General features: G+C 73.3%; 15 protein-coding genes and 5 tRNA genes. 8 read left to right on the top strand and 12 right to left on the bottom strand.

Annotation, left to right across the window (positions count from 1 at the left end; genetic code table 11):
• Positions 1 to 7: 7 nt before the first annotated feature.
• Positions 8 to 676, bottom strand: coding sequence for a methyltransferase (locus tag KBX46_RS24780; protein WP_088946896.1), 669 nt, complete (start codon positions 674 to 676; stop codon positions 8 to 10).
• 151 nt (positions 677 to 827) lie between these two features.
• Here KBX46_RS24780 and KBX46_RS24785 point away from each other — a divergent pair, with 151 nt between their 5' ends.
• Positions 828 to 1,718 (top strand): hypothetical protein, encoded by an 891-nt coding sequence (locus KBX46_RS24785; protein ID WP_308159686.1) that lies wholly within the window; start codon positions 828 to 830, stop codon positions 1,716 to 1,718.
• A gap of 49 nt (positions 1,719 to 1,767) precedes the next feature.
• On the opposite strand, the gene KBX46_RS24790 is transcribed toward KBX46_RS24785, so the two are convergent.
• The 3 genes from KBX46_RS24790 to KBX46_RS24800 form a co-directional block, all read right to left on the bottom strand.
• Positions 1,768 to 4,698, bottom strand: coding sequence for a M36 family metallopeptidase (locus KBX46_RS24790; protein ID WP_210794257.1), 2,931 nt, complete (start codon positions 4,696 to 4,698; stop codon positions 1,768 to 1,770).
• A gap of 348 nt (positions 4,699 to 5,046) precedes the next feature.
• On the bottom strand, positions 5,047 to 5,628 hold the full coding sequence (locus tag KBX46_RS24795) for a TIGR03086 family metal-binding protein (protein ID WP_088946898.1): 582 nt from the start codon (positions 5,626 to 5,628) through the stop codon (positions 5,047 to 5,049).
• A gap of 80 nt (positions 5,629 to 5,708) precedes the next feature.
• The gene (locus tag KBX46_RS24800; protein WP_088946899.1) at positions 5,709 to 6,311 is read right to left on the bottom strand and encodes a TetR/AcrR family transcriptional regulator; all 603 of its coding nucleotides are present in this window, start codon (positions 6,309 to 6,311) and stop codon (positions 5,709 to 5,711) included.
• Between the two features lie 388 nt (positions 6,312 to 6,699).
• Between KBX46_RS24800 and KBX46_RS24805 the strand changes: the two genes are divergently transcribed.
• The 3 genes from KBX46_RS24805 (at position 6,700) to KBX46_RS24815 (ending at position 6,965) form a co-directional block, all read left to right on the top strand.
• A tRNA-Gly gene (locus KBX46_RS24805) sits at positions 6,700 to 6,772 on the top strand.
• 34 nt (positions 6,773 to 6,806) lie between these two features.
• Positions 6,807 to 6,877, top strand: a tRNA-Cys gene (locus tag KBX46_RS24810).
• 13 nt (positions 6,878 to 6,890) lie between these two features.
• Positions 6,891 to 6,965, top strand: a tRNA-Val gene (locus KBX46_RS24815).
• 57 nt (positions 6,966 to 7,022) lie between these two features.
• On the opposite strand, the gene KBX46_RS24820 is transcribed toward KBX46_RS24815, so the two are convergent.
• The gene (locus tag KBX46_RS24820) at positions 7,023 to 7,481 is read right to left on the bottom strand and encodes a winged helix-turn-helix domain-containing protein (protein WP_210794307.1); all 459 of its coding nucleotides are present in this window, start codon (positions 7,479 to 7,481) and stop codon (positions 7,023 to 7,025) included.
• Positions 7,482 to 7,667: 186 nt separating this feature from the next.
• Positions 7,668 to 7,877, bottom strand: a complete 210-nt coding sequence (locus KBX46_RS24825) for a hypothetical protein (protein WP_210794258.1) — start codon at positions 7,875 to 7,877, stop codon at positions 7,668 to 7,670.
• Here KBX46_RS24825 and KBX46_RS24830 point away from each other — a divergent pair.
• Positions 7,876 to 8,457: a TetR/AcrR family transcriptional regulator gene (locus KBX46_RS24830; protein WP_210794259.1), complete on the top strand. Its 582-nt coding sequence runs from the start codon at positions 7,876 to 7,878 to the stop codon at positions 8,455 to 8,457. The genes KBX46_RS24825 and KBX46_RS24830 overlap by 2 nt on opposite strands.
• Positions 8,458 to 8,521: 64 nt before the next feature.
• Here the strand turns inward: KBX46_RS24830 and KBX46_RS24835 are convergent, their stop codons facing one another.
• Positions 8,522 to 8,764, bottom strand: coding sequence for a DUF6458 family protein (locus KBX46_RS24835; RefSeq protein WP_088946900.1), 243 nt, complete (start codon positions 8,762 to 8,764; stop codon positions 8,522 to 8,524).
• Between the two features lie 148 nt (positions 8,765 to 8,912).
• On the opposite strand from KBX46_RS24835, the gene KBX46_RS24840 reads away from it, so the two are divergent.
• Positions 8,913 to 8,985, top strand: a tRNA-Gly gene (locus KBX46_RS24840).
• Positions 8,986 to 9,011: 26 nt separating this feature from the next.
• Positions 9,012 to 9,086 (top strand) — tRNA-Val (locus KBX46_RS24845).
• Positions 9,087 to 9,126: 40 nt separating this feature from the next.
• On the opposite strand, the gene KBX46_RS24850 is transcribed toward KBX46_RS24845, so the two are convergent.
• From KBX46_RS24850 to KBX46_RS24865, 4 genes are read right to left on the bottom strand one after another with little or no spacing between them, the layout of a single operon-like run.
• Complete coding sequence (locus KBX46_RS24850) at positions 9,127 to 11,886, bottom strand: FtsX-like permease family protein (protein WP_210794260.1); 2,760 nt, start codon at positions 11,884 to 11,886, stop codon at positions 9,127 to 9,129.
• Positions 11,883 to 15,050 (bottom strand): FtsX-like permease family protein, encoded by a 3,168-nt coding sequence (locus KBX46_RS24855; protein ID WP_210794261.1) that lies wholly within the window; start codon positions 15,048 to 15,050, stop codon positions 11,883 to 11,885. Before KBX46_RS24855 ends, KBX46_RS24850 begins: the two co-directional genes overlap by 4 nt.
• Before the next feature lie 7 nt (positions 15,051 to 15,057).
• The gene (locus KBX46_RS24860) at positions 15,058 to 15,780 is read right to left on the bottom strand and encodes an ABC transporter ATP-binding protein (RefSeq protein WP_210794262.1); all 723 of its coding nucleotides are present in this window, start codon (positions 15,778 to 15,780) and stop codon (positions 15,058 to 15,060) included.
• Positions 15,777 to 16,709, bottom strand: coding sequence for an ABC transporter ATP-binding protein (locus tag KBX46_RS24865; RefSeq protein WP_210794263.1), 933 nt, complete (start codon positions 16,707 to 16,709; stop codon positions 15,777 to 15,779). The genes KBX46_RS24860 and KBX46_RS24865 overlap by 4 nt, the downstream gene beginning before the upstream one ends.
• 218 nt (positions 16,710 to 16,927) lie before the next feature.
• Here KBX46_RS24865 and KBX46_RS24870 point away from each other — a divergent pair, with 218 nt between their 5' ends.
• Positions 16,928 to 17,920 (top strand): NAD-dependent epimerase/dehydratase family protein, encoded by a 993-nt coding sequence (locus KBX46_RS24870; protein WP_210794264.1) that lies wholly within the window; start codon positions 16,928 to 16,930, stop codon positions 17,918 to 17,920.
• Between the two features lie 8 nt (positions 17,921 to 17,928).
• Here KBX46_RS24870 and KBX46_RS24875 read toward each other — a convergent pair whose 3' ends face one another.
• Positions 17,929 to 18,924: a nitroreductase gene (locus KBX46_RS24875; protein ID WP_210794265.1), complete on the bottom strand. Its 996-nt coding sequence runs from the start codon at positions 18,922 to 18,924 to the stop codon at positions 17,929 to 17,931.
• Positions 18,925 to 18,965 lie beyond the last annotated feature (41 nt).

Genomic DNA, 18,965 nt, shown 5'->3' on the forward strand with positions numbered 1-18,965 from the left:
GGACACGCTAGCCGGGGGCTCCCGGCAGCCCGGCGCGCAACCTCCAGACGGTGGTGCGCTTCACCCGGACGCTCTCCAGAGCCTCCGGCACCGGCACGTCGTACGCCGCCAGCTCGTCGAAGCGGTCCCGGGGCAGGAACGCCCGGCCGGGGTCGCCGACCAGCGCCGGTGCGCCGGCCCGGGTGGCGCGCAGCAGGAACCGCAGCACCCGGCGGGCCATCGCGTCGCTGTAGAAGACGTCACCGGCGAGCACCACCTCGGCGTCGCCGGCGTCGCCGTCGAGGATGTCGCCGAACTCGGCGTCGACGCGTACCCCGTTGGCTTCCGCGTTGAGGGCGACCGCCGCCACCGCCAGCTCGTCCACCTCGACGGCTCGCACCGACGCCGCGCCGGCGCGGGCGGCGGCGATGGCCACCAGACCGGAGCCGGAGGCGAGGTCGAGCACCCGGCGGCCGGCGACCAACTCCGGGTGGTCGGTCACGTAGCGGGCGAGCGCCTGCCCGCCGGCCCAGGCGAACGCCCAGAACGGCGGCGGCCGATCGGTGGAGAACTCGCCCTCGGTCAGCTCCCACAGCCCGATCGGTTCGTCCGCCTGGTGCAGGCGCACCTCGGGGACGAACGGGACCGGGGCCAGCCGGGCGTGCAGCCGGACGAACGTGCTGGAGAGCTCGGACACGTCGCCGATTGTCCCAGCGGCCCGGTGTCCGGCGTGTCGCGGGGGAGCGGTGACCGGTTCACCACCGTCGGTGAAAACCCACCCCGTCCTTGCCGGCCGGTGCGAACACACCCGTCTGGTCCGGCCGACGGGCCGCTCCTAGCGTTGCTCAGTGGAGACGACCGAACGGAGGGCGGCGGTGGTGACGGTGTGGCGGAATGCGGTGCGGGTAGGGGTGGTGCTGGCCTGTCTGAGCGGGGTGGAGCTGGCATTGGTCGCTCCGGCGCAGGCGGCGTTCAGCACCGAACTGAGTGGGCTGCCGGCCCGGTTCACCGCCGGCGAGCAGGTGCGCACGGTGTCCGCCGTCGTCTCCCGGACGGACCGGCGCGGGGGCTGTGTGAAGGTGCGCTGGTCGATGGTGCTGAGCGTGCAGGGCCTCCGGCTCGACCAGGTGAAGATGGACCGGGTGGAGGAGACCGGTGACTTCCCGCTGCAGATTCAGACCGACGGTGACGTGGCCCGGTTGACCGACCGGCAGCTCGACCCGGGCACGCTCTGCCCGGGGCGCACGGTCACCGCCCGCTACCGGGTGGCCTTCGCCGAGGACGTCACCCAGGGGCGGGTCACTCTCGCCGCCGAGGCGTACGACGCCAACGCGCGACTGCTGGCCCGACAGACGGCCACCCGCTCGGTGGTGGGTGCGCCTGGCACCCCGACCAGCACGCCGAAGCCGACCGCCACCCCGTCGGAGCGCAGCGAGACACCGAGCGCGCCGGCCGAGGAGGAGAGCACGTCCGCCCAGGAGCCGGTGGGGGACTACCCGGTCGACGCCGCGCCACCGGCGCCCGGACGCCCGGTCTCGCAGACCGGCGGGTTCGGGGTGGTGCAGGCCGCGTTCCTGCTCGGCGGGCTGCTGCTCTTCCTCGGAATGGGGTTGCTGATGCGGCTACGGCACCTGACCCGGGCTGCGGGCGCAGATGCCACGGAGCCCGACGACCCACCGGTGGACCGGCGCTGGGAGCGGCCCACCACCGCCGACCGTTGGCGACCGGCCCGCCGCTGACCTCAGGGCCGTGGGGGCCGGCGGACCTGCCGCCGACCCCCACGGTTTCTCAGTTCGAGAACGCCTGGAACTCGGCGATCCTGACCTGCGACCGGGCCGGACTGGCCGTCGCGCAGTCCGTCGTGGTGGCCGGGTCGTCGTCCTGCTCGCCCGCGTAGTGCGGGCCACCGGTGCACTGACTCGCCAGCACCTCCAGTCGCAGGTGGGTGGCGACCGTGCTGGGCACCGCGAACGTCCGGAGGTTGATGTCCCGGCTGTACGCCCGGTACGCCCCGCCGGGGAACGCGTCGCCCGCGCTCGTGTAGATGCGCTGCCACCGCGCCGGGTCGGCGCAGTCGGTGGTCGTCGCGTTGCAGGCGGACACCGCGAACGAGCGCAGCGCGCTGAGCGCGTTCTGACTGCCGGTGTCGGCGTCGCCGGCGATCGCCGGGCGCAGCATCGCGCTGACGTTCACCCGCTTGACCGTCTGCGGGGCGCCCCCGGGCAGCGCCACGGTGAGCTGCCGGCCGGCCACCCCGTCCAGGGAGGCCCAGTTCGTCGCCTCGGTGTCGTCGGCGACCCGGTCCAGGTTGACCCCGTCGCCGGTGATCGTCGCCCCGGACGCGGTGGACGCGAGGTTACGGCTCATCCGCAGGTCCACGTACCCGTCCTGACCGGCCCGGGCGACCACGCTGAGCCGCTGGTGCCCGAAGCCGGGCGCGACGGCCAGCAGGTCGTACGTGCCGGCCACCATCTCCACGGTGTCCGGGATCGGCGTCGCCGGGTCGGTGTCGGCGATCGGCGTCGCCCGCGCCTCGTACGTCCCGACGTACACCCGGATCGGCGCGTCGGCGCTGTCCCCGCGTGGACGGAGGGTCAGCGTGGCGTTGCCACCACGCGGCGAGGCGAAGCTCGGCGTCGGGTCGGTGTCGGTGGCGCCGTTGGTTGCGGCGTCCCGGCCCATCCCGGAGCGGGCGAACTCGGCCCAGATCAGGTCCTGGTTGGCACCACCGAAGCGGAGCAGGTCGGCGGTGAGCATGTTGTCCCGCATGTCGAGCATGCTGACCTGGCTGGCGGCCTGGAGCAGGAACGAGTCGAACACCAGTTGCGACCAGCGCCGATTGCCCGGGCACTGGTCGGCGGCGACCTTCCCCTGTGCGCAGTCGAGCTGCCGCTGCGGGGTGCCGAGGCCGTACCGCTTGACCAGCGCGGAGCGGACCCGGAAGTTGGTGGCGCCCCAGATCTCCCCGTCGGCGTGCACGGCCGGGCCGCCGGTGTTGTAGCCGATGTCGGAGTAGTTGAGCGGGCTGCGGCTGAGGTCGTAGTTGCGGATGCCGCTGACCAGGTTGCCGGTGACGTAGCCGCCGGTGATGAAGGGCGTCTCGCCGGGCGCGCGCAGCCCGTGCTGGAAGAGGTACTCGGCGGCGAGCAGGTCGCCCCACGACTCACCCATCGCCCCGCCCTGGTGGCCGCTGATCCCGCTGTCCGGGCCGGCGATCATCCGGTTGGTGATCGCGTGGGTGTATTCGTGGCCGATCACCGTCATGTCGTAGTCGCCGTCCACACACGGCGGGTACGGCCCGCCCGCCTGGGGCTGCCACAGGTACATGTTGGTGGTCGGCGGTAGCCCGTCGCGCGGGGTGCCCTGGTTGGCGTTGTTCCGGTTGCCGGTCAGCGCGCCCTGCTGGGCACGGCCCTGCTCGGCGTCACCGCCCAGCCCGGCCGGGGTGAGGTTGACCGCCTGGAGGTTCCACGCCGACTCGGTGAAGCCCAACTGGTACGACCAGTCGTGCATCCGGTTGTGCATGGCGAACAGGTTGGCGATCGACGCGTCGGCGTCGTTGCGTTGGGCGGAGGTGAACACCTCCGGGTTGCACTTCGACTGGTGCCACTGGTCGGTGAAGGGGTATTCGTAGCGACGGTCCGGGCTGGTGGGCGCCGGGACGACGGGGGTGCCGGCACCCCAGGAGAGCACCGTGTTGGCCGAGTTGCCGCGCGAGGTGAAGGTCGGCGTGCCGGTGGCCGCGTCGACGTCCCACGGCTGGCCGGTGGCCGGGTCGCGCCAGGCGGCCTGGCAGCCGGGTGCCGGGTCGCCGCACCAGCGCACCCGGGGGTCCTGCCCGGGGCCGAGGTCGCGGGGCGGGGTGGCCGGGAAGACCGCCCAGCTCGGGTTGTCGGAGTCGAAGTCGACGAGGTCCTCGCGGACCAGCACCTGCCCGGTGCTGCCGTCCACGTAGGTGGTGAACGCGGCCGGGTGCTCGGTGTCCGCGCCGATCATGGTCACCTCGTAGGCGGCCCGTGGCCCGTCCAGCGGGGTGGGTACGGCCACCGACCGGATGGTGTGGCTGGCCACCGCGCCGGGGGTCAGCTTGGCGTCGGCGAGCGCGGCGGCGTACGCCTGCTCGGCGGTGCGGGTCGCGGGTGCCGGTGTTCCGGCGTTGCGGGCCAGCGAGGAGCTGACCGAGAGCACCGTGCCCTTGGCGACCGCGAGGGTGACGAGGCCGTCCGGCCCGGCGGGCAGGTCGCCGAACCGTTGCCGGAGGGTGACCACGGCACCGCTGCCGATCGGCCGGACCAGCACGCGTTCCATGGCGGCCACCGAGGCGGCGTCCAGCCCGAACAGGTCGCGGTTGGCGGTCAGGTAGGCGCGTGCGGCGGCCTCCGGGTCGGCGGGCAGCCCGGTGGCGAGAGGGGTACGACCGGGGCCGAGCGCCTGCGGGGTGCCGAGTCGGTTCCACCGGACGTCGGGGTCGGCGGCGCGGGCCAGGCCGCGCTGGCGGGCGTCGGGTGCCGCCGTACCGGTGCGGTTGTCGACGTCTGCGGGCTCGTGGCCCTCGGCGAACGGTCCGGAACTGCGCGCGGCGGACGCCGCGTTGCCGGTGGGGGCCGCGGTGCTCACGCCGGTGGGGAGCAGCGCGGCGACCGTCGCCGTCGTTGCCAGGACGGCGATGAGCCGGCGTCGACGCCGGCTCATCGGGGGTAACCACTCCGGTTGTGGCACGGGACCTCCTCGTGGGAGCGGGATGGCCGGCGAATCGCCGACCGTCAGTGCGCGATAACGCATGTGCATCTGTGGATATCAGTCGATCGTGATGGCGGCAAGGGCTGGGGGCGCCCACGGGCCAGGAGTTCGAAGTCTTCGCCCGGGTTCCGGTGATCGACATGCTGATCGGCGACGACCGGCCACGGGCATTCCACGTCGCGCACGACGGCGGCCACCACCTACGGTGGCGGCCGTCGAGCTGGTGCCGCCGCTGCGGCGGCGGGTGAAGGATGGGCGGGTGCTCGCCCCAACGGCGGCGACGGCACACGGGGGCGTCCACCGCCGGAGCGTGACGCCGCGGGAGGGTCAGTCGCTCGGCGCCCAGTCGGGGTCGCGGCCGAAGGCGGCCAGGAGGTGGTCCTGCTCGTCGGCGTCGTCGGGCACCCGCACCCCGGTCCGGACCAGGTTGTTGCGCCGGTAGTCGTCGATCTCGTTGGCGAACCACCGTGCGGCCACGCGCACGGCGTCCGGGTCGAGCCGAGGCTGTACGCCGATCGCCACCGCCACGTCCCAGCCGTGGATGAGGTGCTCGGCGAGGAGTTGCTGGAGGTATTCCGCGGCGGGGGTGTCGCCACCGGAGAGGTGCACGGTGCGGTCGATCGTGCCGGGATGGGTGGCGGCGATCTCGGCCTGCGCGGCCGCCTCCCGCGCCGCCGTGATCGGGTCGGCGCCGAGCTGGTCACCGTCGAGTCGGTCGCCGACCTCCTCGATGGTCCGGCCGGCCAGCAGCGGAACGCTCCACCGGTCCTCGTTCACCACGTGGTTGACCAGCGTGCGCACGTCCCAGTCCGAGCAGGGTGTCGGGTCGGACCACTGGCCGGGCTCGACCTGGTCCACCCGGTCGACGAACTCGGCCAGGCTCCGGCGGTACGCCTCCAGCAGATCCATGCTGCCGATTGTTCCGGTCCACGGGGCGGGCCGAGCCGTTTTCCCCGGCCTGGTGTGGGTGATTGCGCTGGCCGCCCGGCTCAGTCCAGGTCGGTGGGGTCCAGGCCGAGCTCCCGGGCGGTGACCAGCCGGACCCACTCGCCGAACTGCCGGCGGGAGATCACCCGGTCGTGCACGGCGAGTTGGACGGCGAGGCCGTCCATGACCGCGCTGATCCGCCAGGCGGCCCCGTCCGGGTCGGCGCACTGGAAGGTGCCGTCGGCCACGCCCGCCGAGATCACCGCCGCCAGGTCCTGACGCCAGCGCAGGTCGAGTCGGCGGGAGACCTTCTCCAACTCCGGCGTACGCAGTGACTCGGACCAGCCGTCGATCCACATCGACCAGGAGGCACCACGGCCGGCCGGGGTGTAGAGCTTGAGGATCCGGCGGAGCTTGGTCAGCGGTGGGGCCGAGGACCGGGTCACCACGTCCAGTCGGGCGAGATCCTGCTCGACCGCGTACGCGAACGCCTGTGAGAGCAACCGCTCCTTGGTGGCGAAGTGGTAGAAAACCAGTGCCTGACTCACGCCGGCGGCCTGCGCCACATCCGCCGTTCGGGTATTGGCCAGCCCGCGCTCCACGATCACGTCACAGGCGGTGCGCAGCAGGGCATCCAGGCGGATCTCGGCCGCACGTCTCGTCACGACCGTTACCGTAGCCCATCCGAGTGAACACGAACAGTTACCACCGCACCCTGATCCGCGCTGCGACAGTCGGAAGCCGGACACTTTCTCAGGCCCTCTTCGGTCGTTTTCCAAGGAGTGTCCGTCGAGGTCCGCCGGCACGAGCTGATGCGCGCGTACACCCTTCTCGCGACCTGCGACACGATGATGACGATGATTGCCTAATGGTTTCGGAGGGTGACCGTCCGCAACGAATGACGGCATCAGACCAGCCCCCTAGGAAGCCCTGCGGGATGGCGCTGATCCCACCCGCGCCGAGGGTGGGACGCGCCGAGGCGACCCCGAGTTGGCAGTCGTTCACCGGCTCGGCTAAAGTTCTCATCCGTCACCCGGGAACGTCCGGGGGCGTGCGGACGTAGCGCAGCTGGTAGCGCATCACCTTGCCAAGGTGAGGGTCGCGGGTTCGAATCCCGTCGTCCGCTCGGAGCTGCCGCCACGCATGACGGGGGCAACCTCGGTGGGGTGGCCGAGAGGCGAGGCAACGGCCTGCAAAGCCGTCTACGCGGGTTCAAATCCCGTCCCCACCTCGGCAACAAGCACGGGCGATTGGCGCAGTGGGAGCGCGCTTCCTTGACACGGAAGAGGTCACTGGTTCAAACCCAGTATCGCCCACCACACAGAACGGCTCGTCACCGAAAGCCCGGTGACGAGCCGTTCTGCTTATCCCTGGGCTCATCCGACGCTGAGCCGGTAACCGATCCCGCGAACGGTGTGCACGCGCAGGGCGTCGTCGGCGGCGCGCAGTTTGCGGCGTAACCGCTTGACGGCCGAGTGCAGGATCGACGTGTCGCCCAGGTACGCGCAGCCCCAGACCGACTCGAAGAGCCTCTCGTACGTCCAGACTCCGAGCGGTGCGGTGGCGAGCTGGGTGAGCAGGCGACGCTCGAGTCGGGTCAGGGCCAGCGGTTGTCCACGCCACGTCACCAGATGGCCGAGCGGGTCGATCGTGAGGTCACCGAGACTGGTCCGGCCGGCGGTGCCGGCGGGAGCGGCTGCGGCGGGAGTGGGAACGGCTGCGGAGGTGGAGAGCCGCGCCGGCCGGCTGCTGGCGGGCGGGCCGATCATCGCCTGCAACTCCGCGAGGTCGGTGCAGATCACCAGGGTGCCGAGGCCGTTCAGGCGCCGCACCATCCGCTCGCGCACCGACACGTCGGCGGTCACGCAGAATACGAGGGACACATCGTCGATCACTGTTGTACCTCCCCAGGGCCAGTGAAAGACAACGCTGTCTGAACCCCGTAGTCAATGGTTTCCGCACCCCGTGACCCACTCGGGTTCGCTGACTACACGCTCTCCGCTTCGCCCGCACACCGCGTTCTACGCGAAGTCGCGCGGATCAGGCTGGCTCAGAATCTCCCGTTCGACCGTCGCGGCCACGCCCTCCGCCGGGATTCCGGACATCTGGGCACAGGCCGGCACGAACAAGGTCAGGTCGGTGGTTTCGGCGCCGAGGCGACCAGGCCGTCGACACCCTGTGACCGGCGGTACTTTGTCGAACGTTCCAGATAGCGGGTAGCGTTCAGGCATGGCACGCACCCGTGAGTTCGACCTCGACGCCGCGGTCAACGCGGCGATGGAGGTGTTCCGGACCAAGGGCTACGAGGGCACCTCGATGCGCGACCTCGCCGAGGCCACCGGCCTGGGCAGCGGCTCGATCTACGCCGCGTTCGGCAGCAAGGACGGCCTCTACCTGGCGGTGCTCGACCTGTACCGGCAGCGCTACGCCACCCCGATGGTCGATCTGCTGCGCTCCGGCAACGACGCGCGAGCGGTCATCCGTGAGATGTTCGTCGGCACGGTGGACGACATCACCGGCGACGGCCAGCACCTCTCCTGTCTCATCGTCGGCGCGTCGATGGAGCGCGCACACCAGGACCAGCGGGTCGCCGACCGGCTCCGGTCGACGACGCAGTCCCTGGAGTCGGCGCTCTACGACCTGCTGGCCGACGCCCAGCTGCGGGGCCAGATCACGTCCGCTCGCAGCGCCACCGATCTGGCCGGCTTCCTGGTGACCAGCCTCCAGGGTCTGCGGGTGATGGGTGCCATCAACCCGGACCGGGCGGCGCTGACGCGCTACGCCGAGGTCGCGCTCACCTGCCTGGACTGAGTGGGGTGTCGCGCGCACGGGCCGACCACCTCGATCGAGGCGGCCGGCCCGTGACGTTGAGCCCTCACAGCGGAGGCGCGATGTCCCGCCGCTCCTCGACCTGGCGGTATTCCACCGGCTGCTCGGTGGTGGTGACGACCTGGCGGCGGCGACTGAAGATCAGCGTGGTCATGATCAGGCCGAGCACGCCGGCTCCCATCAGGATCCAGCCGACCACGTCCAGGTCGATGCCGCCGACGCTCGCATCCAGCGCGAAGGTGAGAATCGCGCCGAGCGCGATGAGGAAGATGCTGGTGCCGATACCCACGACAGCCTCCTTAAGGGGGTGTGGTGTGCTGTCGAGATTCCTCAATACCCCGCTGCCGACCAGTGCAACCGCAACCGCCCAGGGTGCCGCGCCAAGCGATCTTGGCGTCAGGTAGAGTTCACCTGTCGCCGGCGGTTGTCGGGGACGTGCGGACGTAGCGCAGCTGGTAGCGCATCACCTTGCCAAGGTGAGGGTCGCGGGTTCGAATCCCGTCGTCCGCTCGCGATGTGCCCCACGGGGCCACCACGGGCGATTGGCGCAGTGGGAGCGCGCTTCCTTGACACGGAAGAGGTCACTGGTTCAAACCCAGTATCGCCCACCACCCTGGCAGCCGGGCTCCGCCCGGTTCTGCCAGTAACCGGTTACTCGCCGGCGCGGAGAACCTCGCTCAGCCGGTCCCGTCGCCGCAGCGCCGACTCGACAGGTATGACCGCGGCGGCCGTCGCCAGCAGCGCCACGCTCACCAGGCCCAGCAGCCACCACGGCAGCACCGCCGCCGGTTCGGTGGCTTGGCCGGTGAGCAGCCGCAGGTCGAGCGGGCCGAGAGTCAGGCGTGCGAGCAGGGCCCCGAGTGGCGGGCCGCACACCGCAACGACCACGACCGGCGGCAGCAGCTCTCCGGCGGCGACCCAGCGGGCGTCGCGCGGCCGCAGGCCGAGGGTCCGCAGACGGGTCAGGGTCTGCCACCGCTCCGACGCGCCAGCGGCGGCGGCGAGCGTGAGGCCGAGCAACCCCAGCGCCAGCAGCACCGCGGCGGCCGTCCACGCCAGCCGTAGCAGCCCAGCGGTCAGCGGAGCCACTCGCTGCGCCCGCAGGACGTCCGTGCGCAGCACGACGTCGGCGGCTACGCCGGTGTTCGACATGGCCCGCGACGCGCCGGGGCCGGTCACCCAGACGGTGTTCGGAACGGCGGGCAGCCCGGCGTCGGCGAGGGCCTCGGCGTCCACTATGACGATGTCGTCGGCACCGCCGACGGAGGGAGCGGTACCGACCGCGGCGAGACGAATCGCCGGGGCACCGTCGCGGGGTAGCTGCAGCTGCGTGCCGGTCCGCAGGTTGCCGTCGCTCGATCGGACCAGCGCTGGGACGTCCCCGGGGCCAGGGCCGGGTGTCGTGAGGCGTGCCAGCGCCGGCGCGTCGGGCAGCGGAGTGGTGGCCAGCAGACGCTGGAACGCGGCGGCGTCCACGATGACCAGACGTGGGGTGAGCAGTGTCGATTCGGTGAAGACGCGTGCCGAGTCGGTCACCTGCGCGACGACGACCTGCCCTACCCCGGGTGCGGCGGCGATGCGCTCGGCGAGTGCGGGCGTGGCTGCCTCGGCGTCGGTGCCGACGTCGAGGCGGGCGTCGGCGCCGACGGTGCTCCACGCGCCGTCGTCCAGACCCCGGGTGACGGTCGTGCCGAGGATGAGCGCGAACGACGCGAGCGCCGCGGTGCTGACCAGAACCAGCAACGGCAGCGCGCGCCCGGCCGTTGTGGCCGCCTGGGCGGCACCGAACACGGCCAGCGGGCGGCGCGAACGCAGGGCACCTCGGAGCGCGAACCGTGCCCCGAGGGGCAGCAGCCGGAGCAGGACGAGCGCGCCGACGAGCGCGCCCAGAGTGAGGGCGCTGATCGGCAGGATCAGGTCGCCGGTCAGCTCAGCGGTGTCGCCGTCGGAGGCGACGGGCAGGAGCCCACGCTGGTGCAGCGTGACGAAGGCGGCGACCGTGGCGATCAGGACCGCGGCCTCCACTGCGGCGCGGCGCAGTTGGCCGGTGGCCCGGATCCAGCGTCGGGCGGCCGGGTTGGCGGGTTGGCGCCGGTCGCGGCTGGCGCGGGCGGCGGCGAGGGTGCCGAATGCCGGCCCCGCGACGGCGCCGGCCAGGACCACGGGGACGGCCCAGGTCCAGGAGACGCCCGGAGCGGCCGCGCGGGCGAACGCGAGCCCGACGGCGGCGGCCGACAGGGACACCACTGTGGACTCGATGATCAGTTCCGCACCGAGGTCGGGTAGCGCCGCCCCACGCTGCCGGGCGGCGCTCAGCACCGGGGTACGGCGGCGGACCAGCAGGTCGGCGGCGAGCAACAGGACCAGTGCGGTGGCGCTCAGCACTCCGGTGAGCAGGACGGCGGCCTGTGCGAAAGCAGCGCTGTTCCGTGTACGGGCGTCGCGTAGGGCGGTGTCGAGCTGCGACTCCCACTTCAGGGTCTGGCCGCGGTCGCTTGATGAGCCGGAGGCTGCCTTGAGCTTGACCACCTGGCTGGCGAGCGCCACGGTGGCGTCCCAGCTGAGCGCGTCGGGAGCGGGTGCGAAGTGGACGGTACGGCGGAGTTGGTCCTCGTCGATGGCGAGCCGGGCGTCCGGCAACGACTCGCGCGACAGCAGGCCGGCGAACCGGGTGATGCCCACGCCGTCGGCGCCGGCCACGGGGCGCAGGAGTGCAGGAGCCAGGAGCCAGGCGGGGTCGGCGCTGTCCGCGGGTCGGTAGATCCCGCTGACCCGGATGTCCTTGTCGCGACCCTGGCCGTCCCTGACCGGGATTCGGTCGCCGGGGCCGAGATCGAGTGCGGTGGCGTCCTCCTCGGAGAGGCCGACCTGCACCGGCCAGGGCGGTCCGTCGTAGGGGGTCTCGACGTACTCGTCGGAGACGGTGGGGCCGGGTGGGCTGCCGGCGATCCAGGTCACGTCCGGGCCGCCGAGGTCACCGGCCAGGTAGGTGAACTGGAAGGTACGCGGCACGCTGCCGCCGGTGATGTTGAGGACCGGGCCGTTGACAGCGGCGACGGGTGGGAGCAGCGCGGCGTCCAGGTCGGGGCCGAGCGCGTAGGTCGCCTGGGCGCGGAAGTCGTCGAGCTCCTCCGCGAGGCGGGGCATCCGGACCCGTCCGCCGGTCGGCCCGTCGTCGCGTTCCCAGTTGGCGTGCACGAGGACGTTCGAGTCGTGGCCGGCGCGGCGGACCGTGTCCTGGACGGCCTCGTCGGCGGCGGCGCGCAGCAGCGCCGGCACGGCTCCGGCGAGCAGCGTGACGGCCGCGATGACGACGGCGGTGAGCAGCAGTGGCCCCGCGTCGGTGCGGCCACGGCCGCGGATGCTGGGCCAGTGCAGCGCCGGCCACCGGCGGGTCAGCCACCGGTTCACGGTGACACCCGCAGGTGCGCGGCGTCGGCCCGGCGGACCTGGACGGTTACCACGACGGCGACCGCCAGCACGCATCCGGCCAGCAGTACGGCGAGCAGTGCGGCCTCGGCTGGCCACGGCCAGTGTGGCTGGGTGGCCGGGACGGGCGCGGCGCCGGTGTCGGAGCGCACGAGCAGGGGAGCGACGACGCGGGTGGCGAGCGCGCCGACGACGGCGCCCGCCGCGAGCAGGGGCAGCAGAACGCCGGCGTGCTGGCCGAGCAGCACGGCCCGGATGCCGCGCCGGGACATCCCCAGGCCGCGCAGCCGCGCCACCTCGACGGCGCGGACCTGTAGATCACAGGTGACGTGCAGGACGACGCCGGCGAGCAGCAGCAGGGCCGCAGCCGGGACGATGAGCCGGAGCGCGGCCGGCAGCCCGGCGCGCAGCGGGCCGCCGGTGAGGCGGGCGGTCTCCGCCTCGCGGGTCGCGACGGTGCCCAGGTGCAGGGCGGTGGCCCGCTCGGCGGCGCCGGCACCGGCCGGGTGGCCGACCCACCAGGCGTCGACCGGGAACGTCAGGTCGCCGGTGACGGCGCGTGCGCGGGACAGCGTGTCCAGGTCGGCCAGGACGGCTACGGCGCCGGGGGCGGACGGTACGGTCGGCACGACCTCGGTGACGACGACCGGGACGGGCGTGATGCCGACCGTGACGCTGAGCTGGCTGCCGTTCTCGGCACCGACCTCGCTGGCAAAGCGGGCGGAGACGGCGACGGGCACCGGGCCGGGGTCCGGGAAGGCGGTGGCGACGAGGGTTCGGGCGGCGTCCTCGGCACCGTCGAGGTCGACGGTCGCGGCCATCCGAAGCGCGGATCCCGTCGGCGTGGCGGACACCATGACGGTCGGGTCTCTCAACTTGCTCGGGACCGGCGGTGCGGACGTGGCGGTCCAGTCCGATCCGTCTGTGGATCTCTCCGTCGACCCGGCGGGCGGCACGGTGAGCGTGACGGCTACGGCGACGGGTCCGCCAACCGCGTCCGCGGTGACCGGCAGGGCGACAGCGACGAGGCGTTGCCCGTCAGCCGTCGCGCAGGCGGGCAGCCGATGCTCCTGGCCGTCGAGCGGTACGGCGGGACCCGTGCAGGACGTGCGCAGGCCGCTGGCGTCCTGCAGCAGCAGCCGGGGCGTCACGGTGAGCGGTGCGTCGTCGTCGGCGGTCCCGCTCAGGACGAGCGGGGTGCCTTTCCCGATGGCGAGGCCGGTGACCCGGGTGCGCGGCGCCAGCGTGGCGCCGACGCCCGCCCATCCGCGGTCACTGTCCAGCCGCCCGCGCAGCAGCGTGTCGGCGCGGGTGGTGTCGATGGCGATCAGGCGCGGCGCATCGCCGGCGGTGCCGAGCCACTGACCGACGGAGGTACCACGGTCGAGGGCCGGACTGACCACCCCCGCGGTGACCGCGCTGACGACCGTGCCCTCTCCGGCGACCGGCACCGTGCTGAGGGTGAGTGCCAGGTCGGTGCCGACGGAGAGCGCGGCCTGGTCGCGCTGCGACTGGTGCCACGTGCTGTCGAAGGCGAGACCGAAGGTCCCGGCCGCGCAGGCCAGTCCGACGAGCAGCCCGGCGGCGACCGCCTGTGGCCGGCGGGCGGCCTCGGAAGCCGCCAGCGGAAGCGCCAGCCCACGGGCGCGGTACGCCAACCGTTCGGCGCCGCGCAGGGCGGGCATCACCACCCGGAGAGCCAGGGCGGCGCCTGCGGTGAGCAGCAGCGCGGGCGCGAGCACCCGGACGGCATCGGCGCGTGGGCTGGCTGCGGTGGGCTGCGCGTACAGCTGCCACCATCCGGCGGCGGCGAACACCGCGAGCATCAGGTCGGCGCCGGATCGGGCCAGCAGTTCGCGGCGGGTGCGCCGATCGCCGGCTGCCGGGACGGGCCGGATCGCCAGGACGGTGAGGACGGCGGCGAGCACCAGCGCGCCGCCGGCGACCGCGAGGACCTGGGCACCGGCGATGGCCGGCCGGACGGTCAGGCCGGCGCCGTCCAGCGGCGGCAGGTGGGTCAGGCCGGCGTGCAGGGCCGACGAGGCCGGTGTCGCGAGCGCTGCGGCGACGGCGGCGACGAGCCCGGCCTCGAGTGTCGCGGTGGCGGCGAGTTGGCGACGGCTGGTGCCCAGGGCGGACCGCAGGGCGGTCTCATCGGCGCGTATGCCCGCTGTCAGCCGGCCGGCGAGGACGAGTGCTGTCGCGGCCAGGACACCGCCGAGGGCGGCGACGGCGAGCACGACGGCGGCGGTGACGTGCCGTTGGTCGTCGGCGGCCCGCAGGGTCAGCGGCAGGTCGGAGGCGACACGGGCGAGCGTGACACGGTCGCCGAGGGTGCCGGCCAACCGGCGGTCGGCGCCGCCGACGGCCCCGGCCGCGGTCTCCAGGTCGTGGCGGTTGGCGTGGGACAGGTCCGGATGGGCGGTGACCTCCATCCGGTCGACTGTGGCGCCGGTGGTGACCAGGTCGGCGAGGTCGACGAGGAACGGGCCGTAGGCGTTGACCGGCTGCAGGAAGCGGCCGTCCCGGTAGCCGGTGGCGGAGCCGGCCGCGGCCAGCGGGTCGCGTTCCCAGCCGCGCCCCGCCAGCGGGCGTACGACACCGACGACTGTCACGTCGATGGCCGGGACGGGCGGGTGGGCCAGCTCGGCGCCCAGGCGCACCCGGTGACCGGGGGTGATGCCGAGCAGGTGGGCGGTGGACTCCAGCAGCACCGCGTCGCCAGGGTGCTGTGGCCAGCGCCCGGTGACCAGTTCGGCCCGGGCCGGCAGATCGTCCAGCCCGGACAGGTACGCCTGGGCTCCGACGGTGGTGCCCTTTGCGAGCGTGGGCGGCAGCGCTCGCAGCACCGTCGACGCCCGCGCGGTCGTCGTCACCGGGAACGGTGCGAGCGCGGAGGCCACCACGGTGCGGGTGTCGGCGGCGACGGACCGCGTGTCCCTGCCCTCGACGGTGCCGGTGTAGACGGTCACGTCGACGGCGGCGGGGGCGGCGCGGGCCATGGCGACCTCCAGCGCCCGCTCGGCGGTGCGGGTGACCAGCAGGGTGCAGGTGCCCAGGAGTGTCGCGCCGATCGTGACGACCCCGAGGAGGGCTGCCAGCAACGGCCACTGCGCGCGGGCGCGCCGGCTGACCAGCCTCAGCATCGTCGGGTCATCCGGCGTCCGGCACGGACTCGTACGGCTGCCCGGTCGCCTGTTCGTCGAGGTGCCCGTCGTGGATGCGGATCACCCGGTCGGCCAGGGCCATCATCACCGCGTCGTGCGTCGACACCAGTACGGTGACGCCTTCGGATTCGGATATCCCGCGCAGCAGGGCCATCACCGACAGGCCCGTCTCGGCGTCCAGTTGCCCGGTGGGCTCGTCGGCGAGCAGGAGCCGGGGCGAGGCGGCCAGCGCGCGGGCGATCGCCACCCGCTGCTGCTGGCCACCGGACAGCTCGGCCGGCCGCTGCTGGGCGTGGTCGGCCAGGCCGACCAGTTCCAGCAGCAGCTCGACCCGCCGCTCGCGCTCGGTCGGGGCGACGCGGGCCATCCGCAGCGGGGCGGCGACGTTCTCCGCGGCCGACAGCACCGGGATCAACCCGAAGCTCTGGAAGACGTACGACACCTTCTCGCGCCGCAGCCGGGACAGGCCGTCCTCGTCGAGCGCGGTGACGTCGGTGCCGTCGACGTGCACGGTGCCGGCGTCCGGGCGGTCCAGGCCGCCGATGACGTTGAGCAGGGTGGTCTTGCCCGAGCCGGACCGGCCGACGAGCGCCACCATCGAACCGGCGGCCACGTCGAACGACACGCCGCGCAGGGCGTGTACGACGGTCGGCCCGGTGCGGAATCGCCGGTGTACGCCACGCACACTGAGCAACGGCTCGCTGCTCATTCGCCGCTTCCCGAGTCGGGGCGGATCGTGATGTGGTCGGGTTCCAGGGCCAGCCGGACCCGTCGGGTCAGCGCCAGCGCCTGGCGGAACTCACGGGGCACCTGGACCCGCCCGGCCCGGTCCATCACGGCGTACTCCTCGGCGATCACATGCGTGTCGCCCTCGGCGTCGGTGGTGGTGCGGCGCAGCACCTCGCTGCTGGTACGTCCATCCCGGATCGCGACGGTCCGTTCGACCTGGCTGCTGACCTCCGGATCGTGGGTCACCACGACAACGGTGACGCCGTAGCGTCGGTTGACGTCCCGCAGGACGCCGAAGACCTCGGCGGACGTGGCGGCGTCCAGCTCGCCGGTCGGCTCGTCGGCGAGCAGGACCCGTGGTTGGTTGGCCAGCGCCACAGCGATCGCGACGCGCATCTGCTGCCCTCCGGAGAGCTGCCCGGGGCGCCGATCGGCGCAGTCGGCGACAGCGAGGCTGTCCAGCAGCTCGGCCGCGCGCTCCCGGCGCTCCTTGACCGCGGTGCGGGCCGCCGTCATCGGCAGGTCCACCATCTCCCGTGCGGTCAGGTAGGGGATCAGGTTGCTCGCCGTCTGCTGCCGTACGAACCCGACGGTGTGCCGCCGGTAGTCCACCCGGTCCGCGCGGGACATCGCCAGCAGATTCCACTCATCGACCCGGACCCGCCCGGCGGTGGGGGCGTCGATGCCGGCCAGGATGGAGAGCAGCGTCGACTTGCCCGACCCGGAGGCGCCGACGACGGCGACCAGCTCACCGCTCTCCACGGCCAGGTCCAGTCCTTGCAGTGCCTGCACCTCGATCGAACCGGTCTGGTAGATCCGCACCAGGTTCTCGCAGACGATGAGCGCGTCCCGGCCGAACTCGGGTGCCCGTGCGGATGGCTGCGGCAGGGACAGCGGTGTGCTGGACATTCCCTGCTCCGTCCGGGTTGTGCTCACGCAGATTGAAGCAGTTTCGCAATCGGCGGCTCCGTTGACCATGCCCTGGGCGGCTTTCCTGCATTCTGGACGAGGGTGCCGCGGGATCGGAATCTCCCGACCACCGGACCCCGGCGGGTTCTGCCACGGGCAGATCCGCTACCGGTGAAACGGGGTGCCGCCCGCCGGGCTGCGCCGGCACTGTGGAGCGCATGAGACTGCTGGTGCTGGGTGGTACGGGTTTCGTGGGCGGGGCGACGGTCACCGAGGCTGTGCGGCGGGGTTGGTCGGTGACCGTGTTCAACAGAGGTCTGCACGGCTCGGTGCCCCCGGGTGTACACCGGTTGCGGGGTGACCGCACCGCGCCGGACGGTCTGGCGGCGTTGGCGGGCGGCGAGTGGGACCTGGTGGTGGACACCTGGGACGGCGCGCCGTGCGCTGCCCGCGACGCCGCCCGCGTCCTGGTCGACGCGGTCGGCCACTTCGTGTACGTGTCCAGCGGGTCGGTCTACACCGACCCGGCCGCGCGCGGGTTGAGCGAGGACTCCCCGGTGGTGGACGCCGACCCGGGCGCCGTCGACGGCGACTACCCGCAGCTCAAGGCCGGTGCCGAGCGTGCCGTGCGGGAGGTCTTCGGCGACCGCGCGCTGGTCGCCCGGGCCGGGTTGATCCTGGGCCCGGGGGAGGACATCGGCCGGTTGCCCTGGTGGTTGCGTCGCGTCGAGCGCGGCGGCGACGTGCTCGCGCCCGCGCCGGTCGACCTGCCGGTGCAGTACGTCGATGTTCGCGATCTGGCGGCGTGGATGCTGGACGCGGGCGCCCGGCGGTTGGGCGGCACGTTCAACGCGACCGGTCGTCCCGGGCAGACCACGATGGGTGAGCTGCTCGACGCGTGTGTGGCTGCCACCGGTGCCGACGCCCGGTTGCGCTGGACCGATCCGACGACGATCCTCGCCGCCGGTGTGCAGGCGTGGAGCGATCTGCCGATCTGGCTGCCGACCGGTCACCCCTACCGAGGGCTGCTGGAGCGGGACGTGACGCGCGCTGTCGCCGCCGGGTTGACCTGCCGGCCGGTGACCGAGACTGTCGACGACACCTGGCGGTGGCTACGCGAGGTCGGCACCGTGCCCTCCCGCGCCGGGCGACCGCTGCACAGCTCGATCGGGCTGGACCCGGCCCGGGAGGCCGCGGTGCTCGCCGCCTGACCGTCCCGTCAGCCCTGCCCGCCGCGCACCGCGGAGGTGTCGACCACCTGCGCGGCGGTCAGTCGCGGGGTGTGCGGTGGGCCCGACTGTGCCGGGTCCGCGATGCCCAACCGCAGCACGATGTACGGGTAGCCGATCACGGAGAGCATCTGCCGCAGGGTCTGCCGGGTGCCCGGCACCTCCACCGCGGCGCTGAGCGGCACCACCGACACGCCGAGCCGAGTGGCGGTCAGCCAACCGGCGGACAGCGCCTCGCCGGCACGCAACCAGCTGTCCCGCTCGTCCTCGTCGCCGTGCAGGATCGCGTACACCGCCATGCGGTCGTGGCCGGGACTCACGGGCAGGCTGCCGGGGCGGCCGAAGTCGCGACCCGGCACTGTGGTCTGCGGCGGCTGCTCGGGCAGCACCTCCGCCGGCAGGCCGGTGCCCTCGCCGGCGCGGCTGGTCCAGTAACGCAGCTCTGCGCGCAGCTCCGGGTCCTCGGCCTCGATCGTGTCGGCGTGACTGGCCGTCGCGGCCAGCTCCAGCACCTGGTCGCGGTCGAGGATCTGCAACCGGCAGCCCTCCGCGTTGACCGCCCGGACGATCTGCTCGATCGCCGTGGACGGCACCGGCTCGTCGCTGACCGGCCGCCGGTCGGTGTGCCGGACCTGCATGCACTGCACCATGTGCATGGCGTCCGGGTCTGCCTTTGTCTGGCTCAGGTCGGTCAGTCGGGCCAGCAGCTCGCTGTCGCCCGGGTCGGGCAGCCGCTCCACCACGGCGCGCCACCCCTCGGCCGCCAGCGCGAGCCGTGCGTGGTGCAGGGCGGTGCCACAGCTGATCGCGAGCAGCCGGCCCTCCGGGTCGGAGGCGGCGAGCTGCCGGTCGGCGACCGAGCGCAGCTCCAGCGCGTCGGGCAGCACCCGCCAACGCCACGGCTGGGTGTTGTGCACCGAGGGGGCGTGGCCGGCGGTGGCGGCGGCCTCCGCCAGCGCGGTGGTCAGCTGGTTCTCCTGACTCATGGTCACGACCTTTCCGTCTCTGCTCATCGTGCCTCACGACA

It is taken from the genome of Micromonospora sp. C81 (genome assembly GCF_018070425.1).
GTDB classification, from domain to species: domain Bacteria; phylum Actinomycetota; class Actinomycetes; order Mycobacteriales; family Micromonosporaceae; genus Micromonospora; species Micromonospora zamorensis.

Coding starts and splice junctions, on each gene's coding strand:
- KBX46_RS24795 (WP_088946898.1), bottom strand. CDS start 5,628: ATGGATCTGCTGGAGGCGTACCGCCGGAGCCTGGCCGAGTTCGTCGAC.
- KBX46_RS24820 (WP_210794307.1), bottom strand. CDS start 7,481: ATGGTGCGGCGCCTGAACGGCCTCGGCACCCTGGTGATCTGCACCGAC.
- KBX46_RS24830 (WP_210794259.1), top strand. CDS start 7,876: ATGGCACGCACCCGTGAGTTCGACCTCGACGCCGCGGTCAACGCGGCG.
- KBX46_RS24825 (WP_210794258.1), bottom strand. CDS start 7,877: ATGCCTGAACGCTACCCGCTATCTGGAACGTTCGACAAAGTACCGCCG.
- KBX46_RS24855 (WP_210794261.1), bottom strand. CDS start 15,050: ATGCTGAGGCTGGTCAGCCGGCGCGCCCGCGCGCAGTGGCCGTTGCTG.
- KBX46_RS24860 (WP_210794262.1), bottom strand. CDS start 15,780: ATGAGCAGCGAGCCGTTGCTCAGTGTGCGTGGCGTACACCGGCGATTC.
- KBX46_RS24865 (WP_210794263.1), bottom strand. CDS start 16,709: ATGTCCAGCACACCGCTGTCCCTGCCGCAGCCATCCGCACGGGCACCC.
- KBX46_RS24870 (WP_210794264.1), top strand. CDS start 16,928: ATGAGACTGCTGGTGCTGGGTGGTACGGGTTTCGTGGGCGGGGCGACG.
- KBX46_RS24875 (WP_210794265.1), bottom strand. CDS start 18,924: ATGAGTCAGGAGAACCAGCTGACCACCGCGCTGGCGGAGGCCGCCGCC.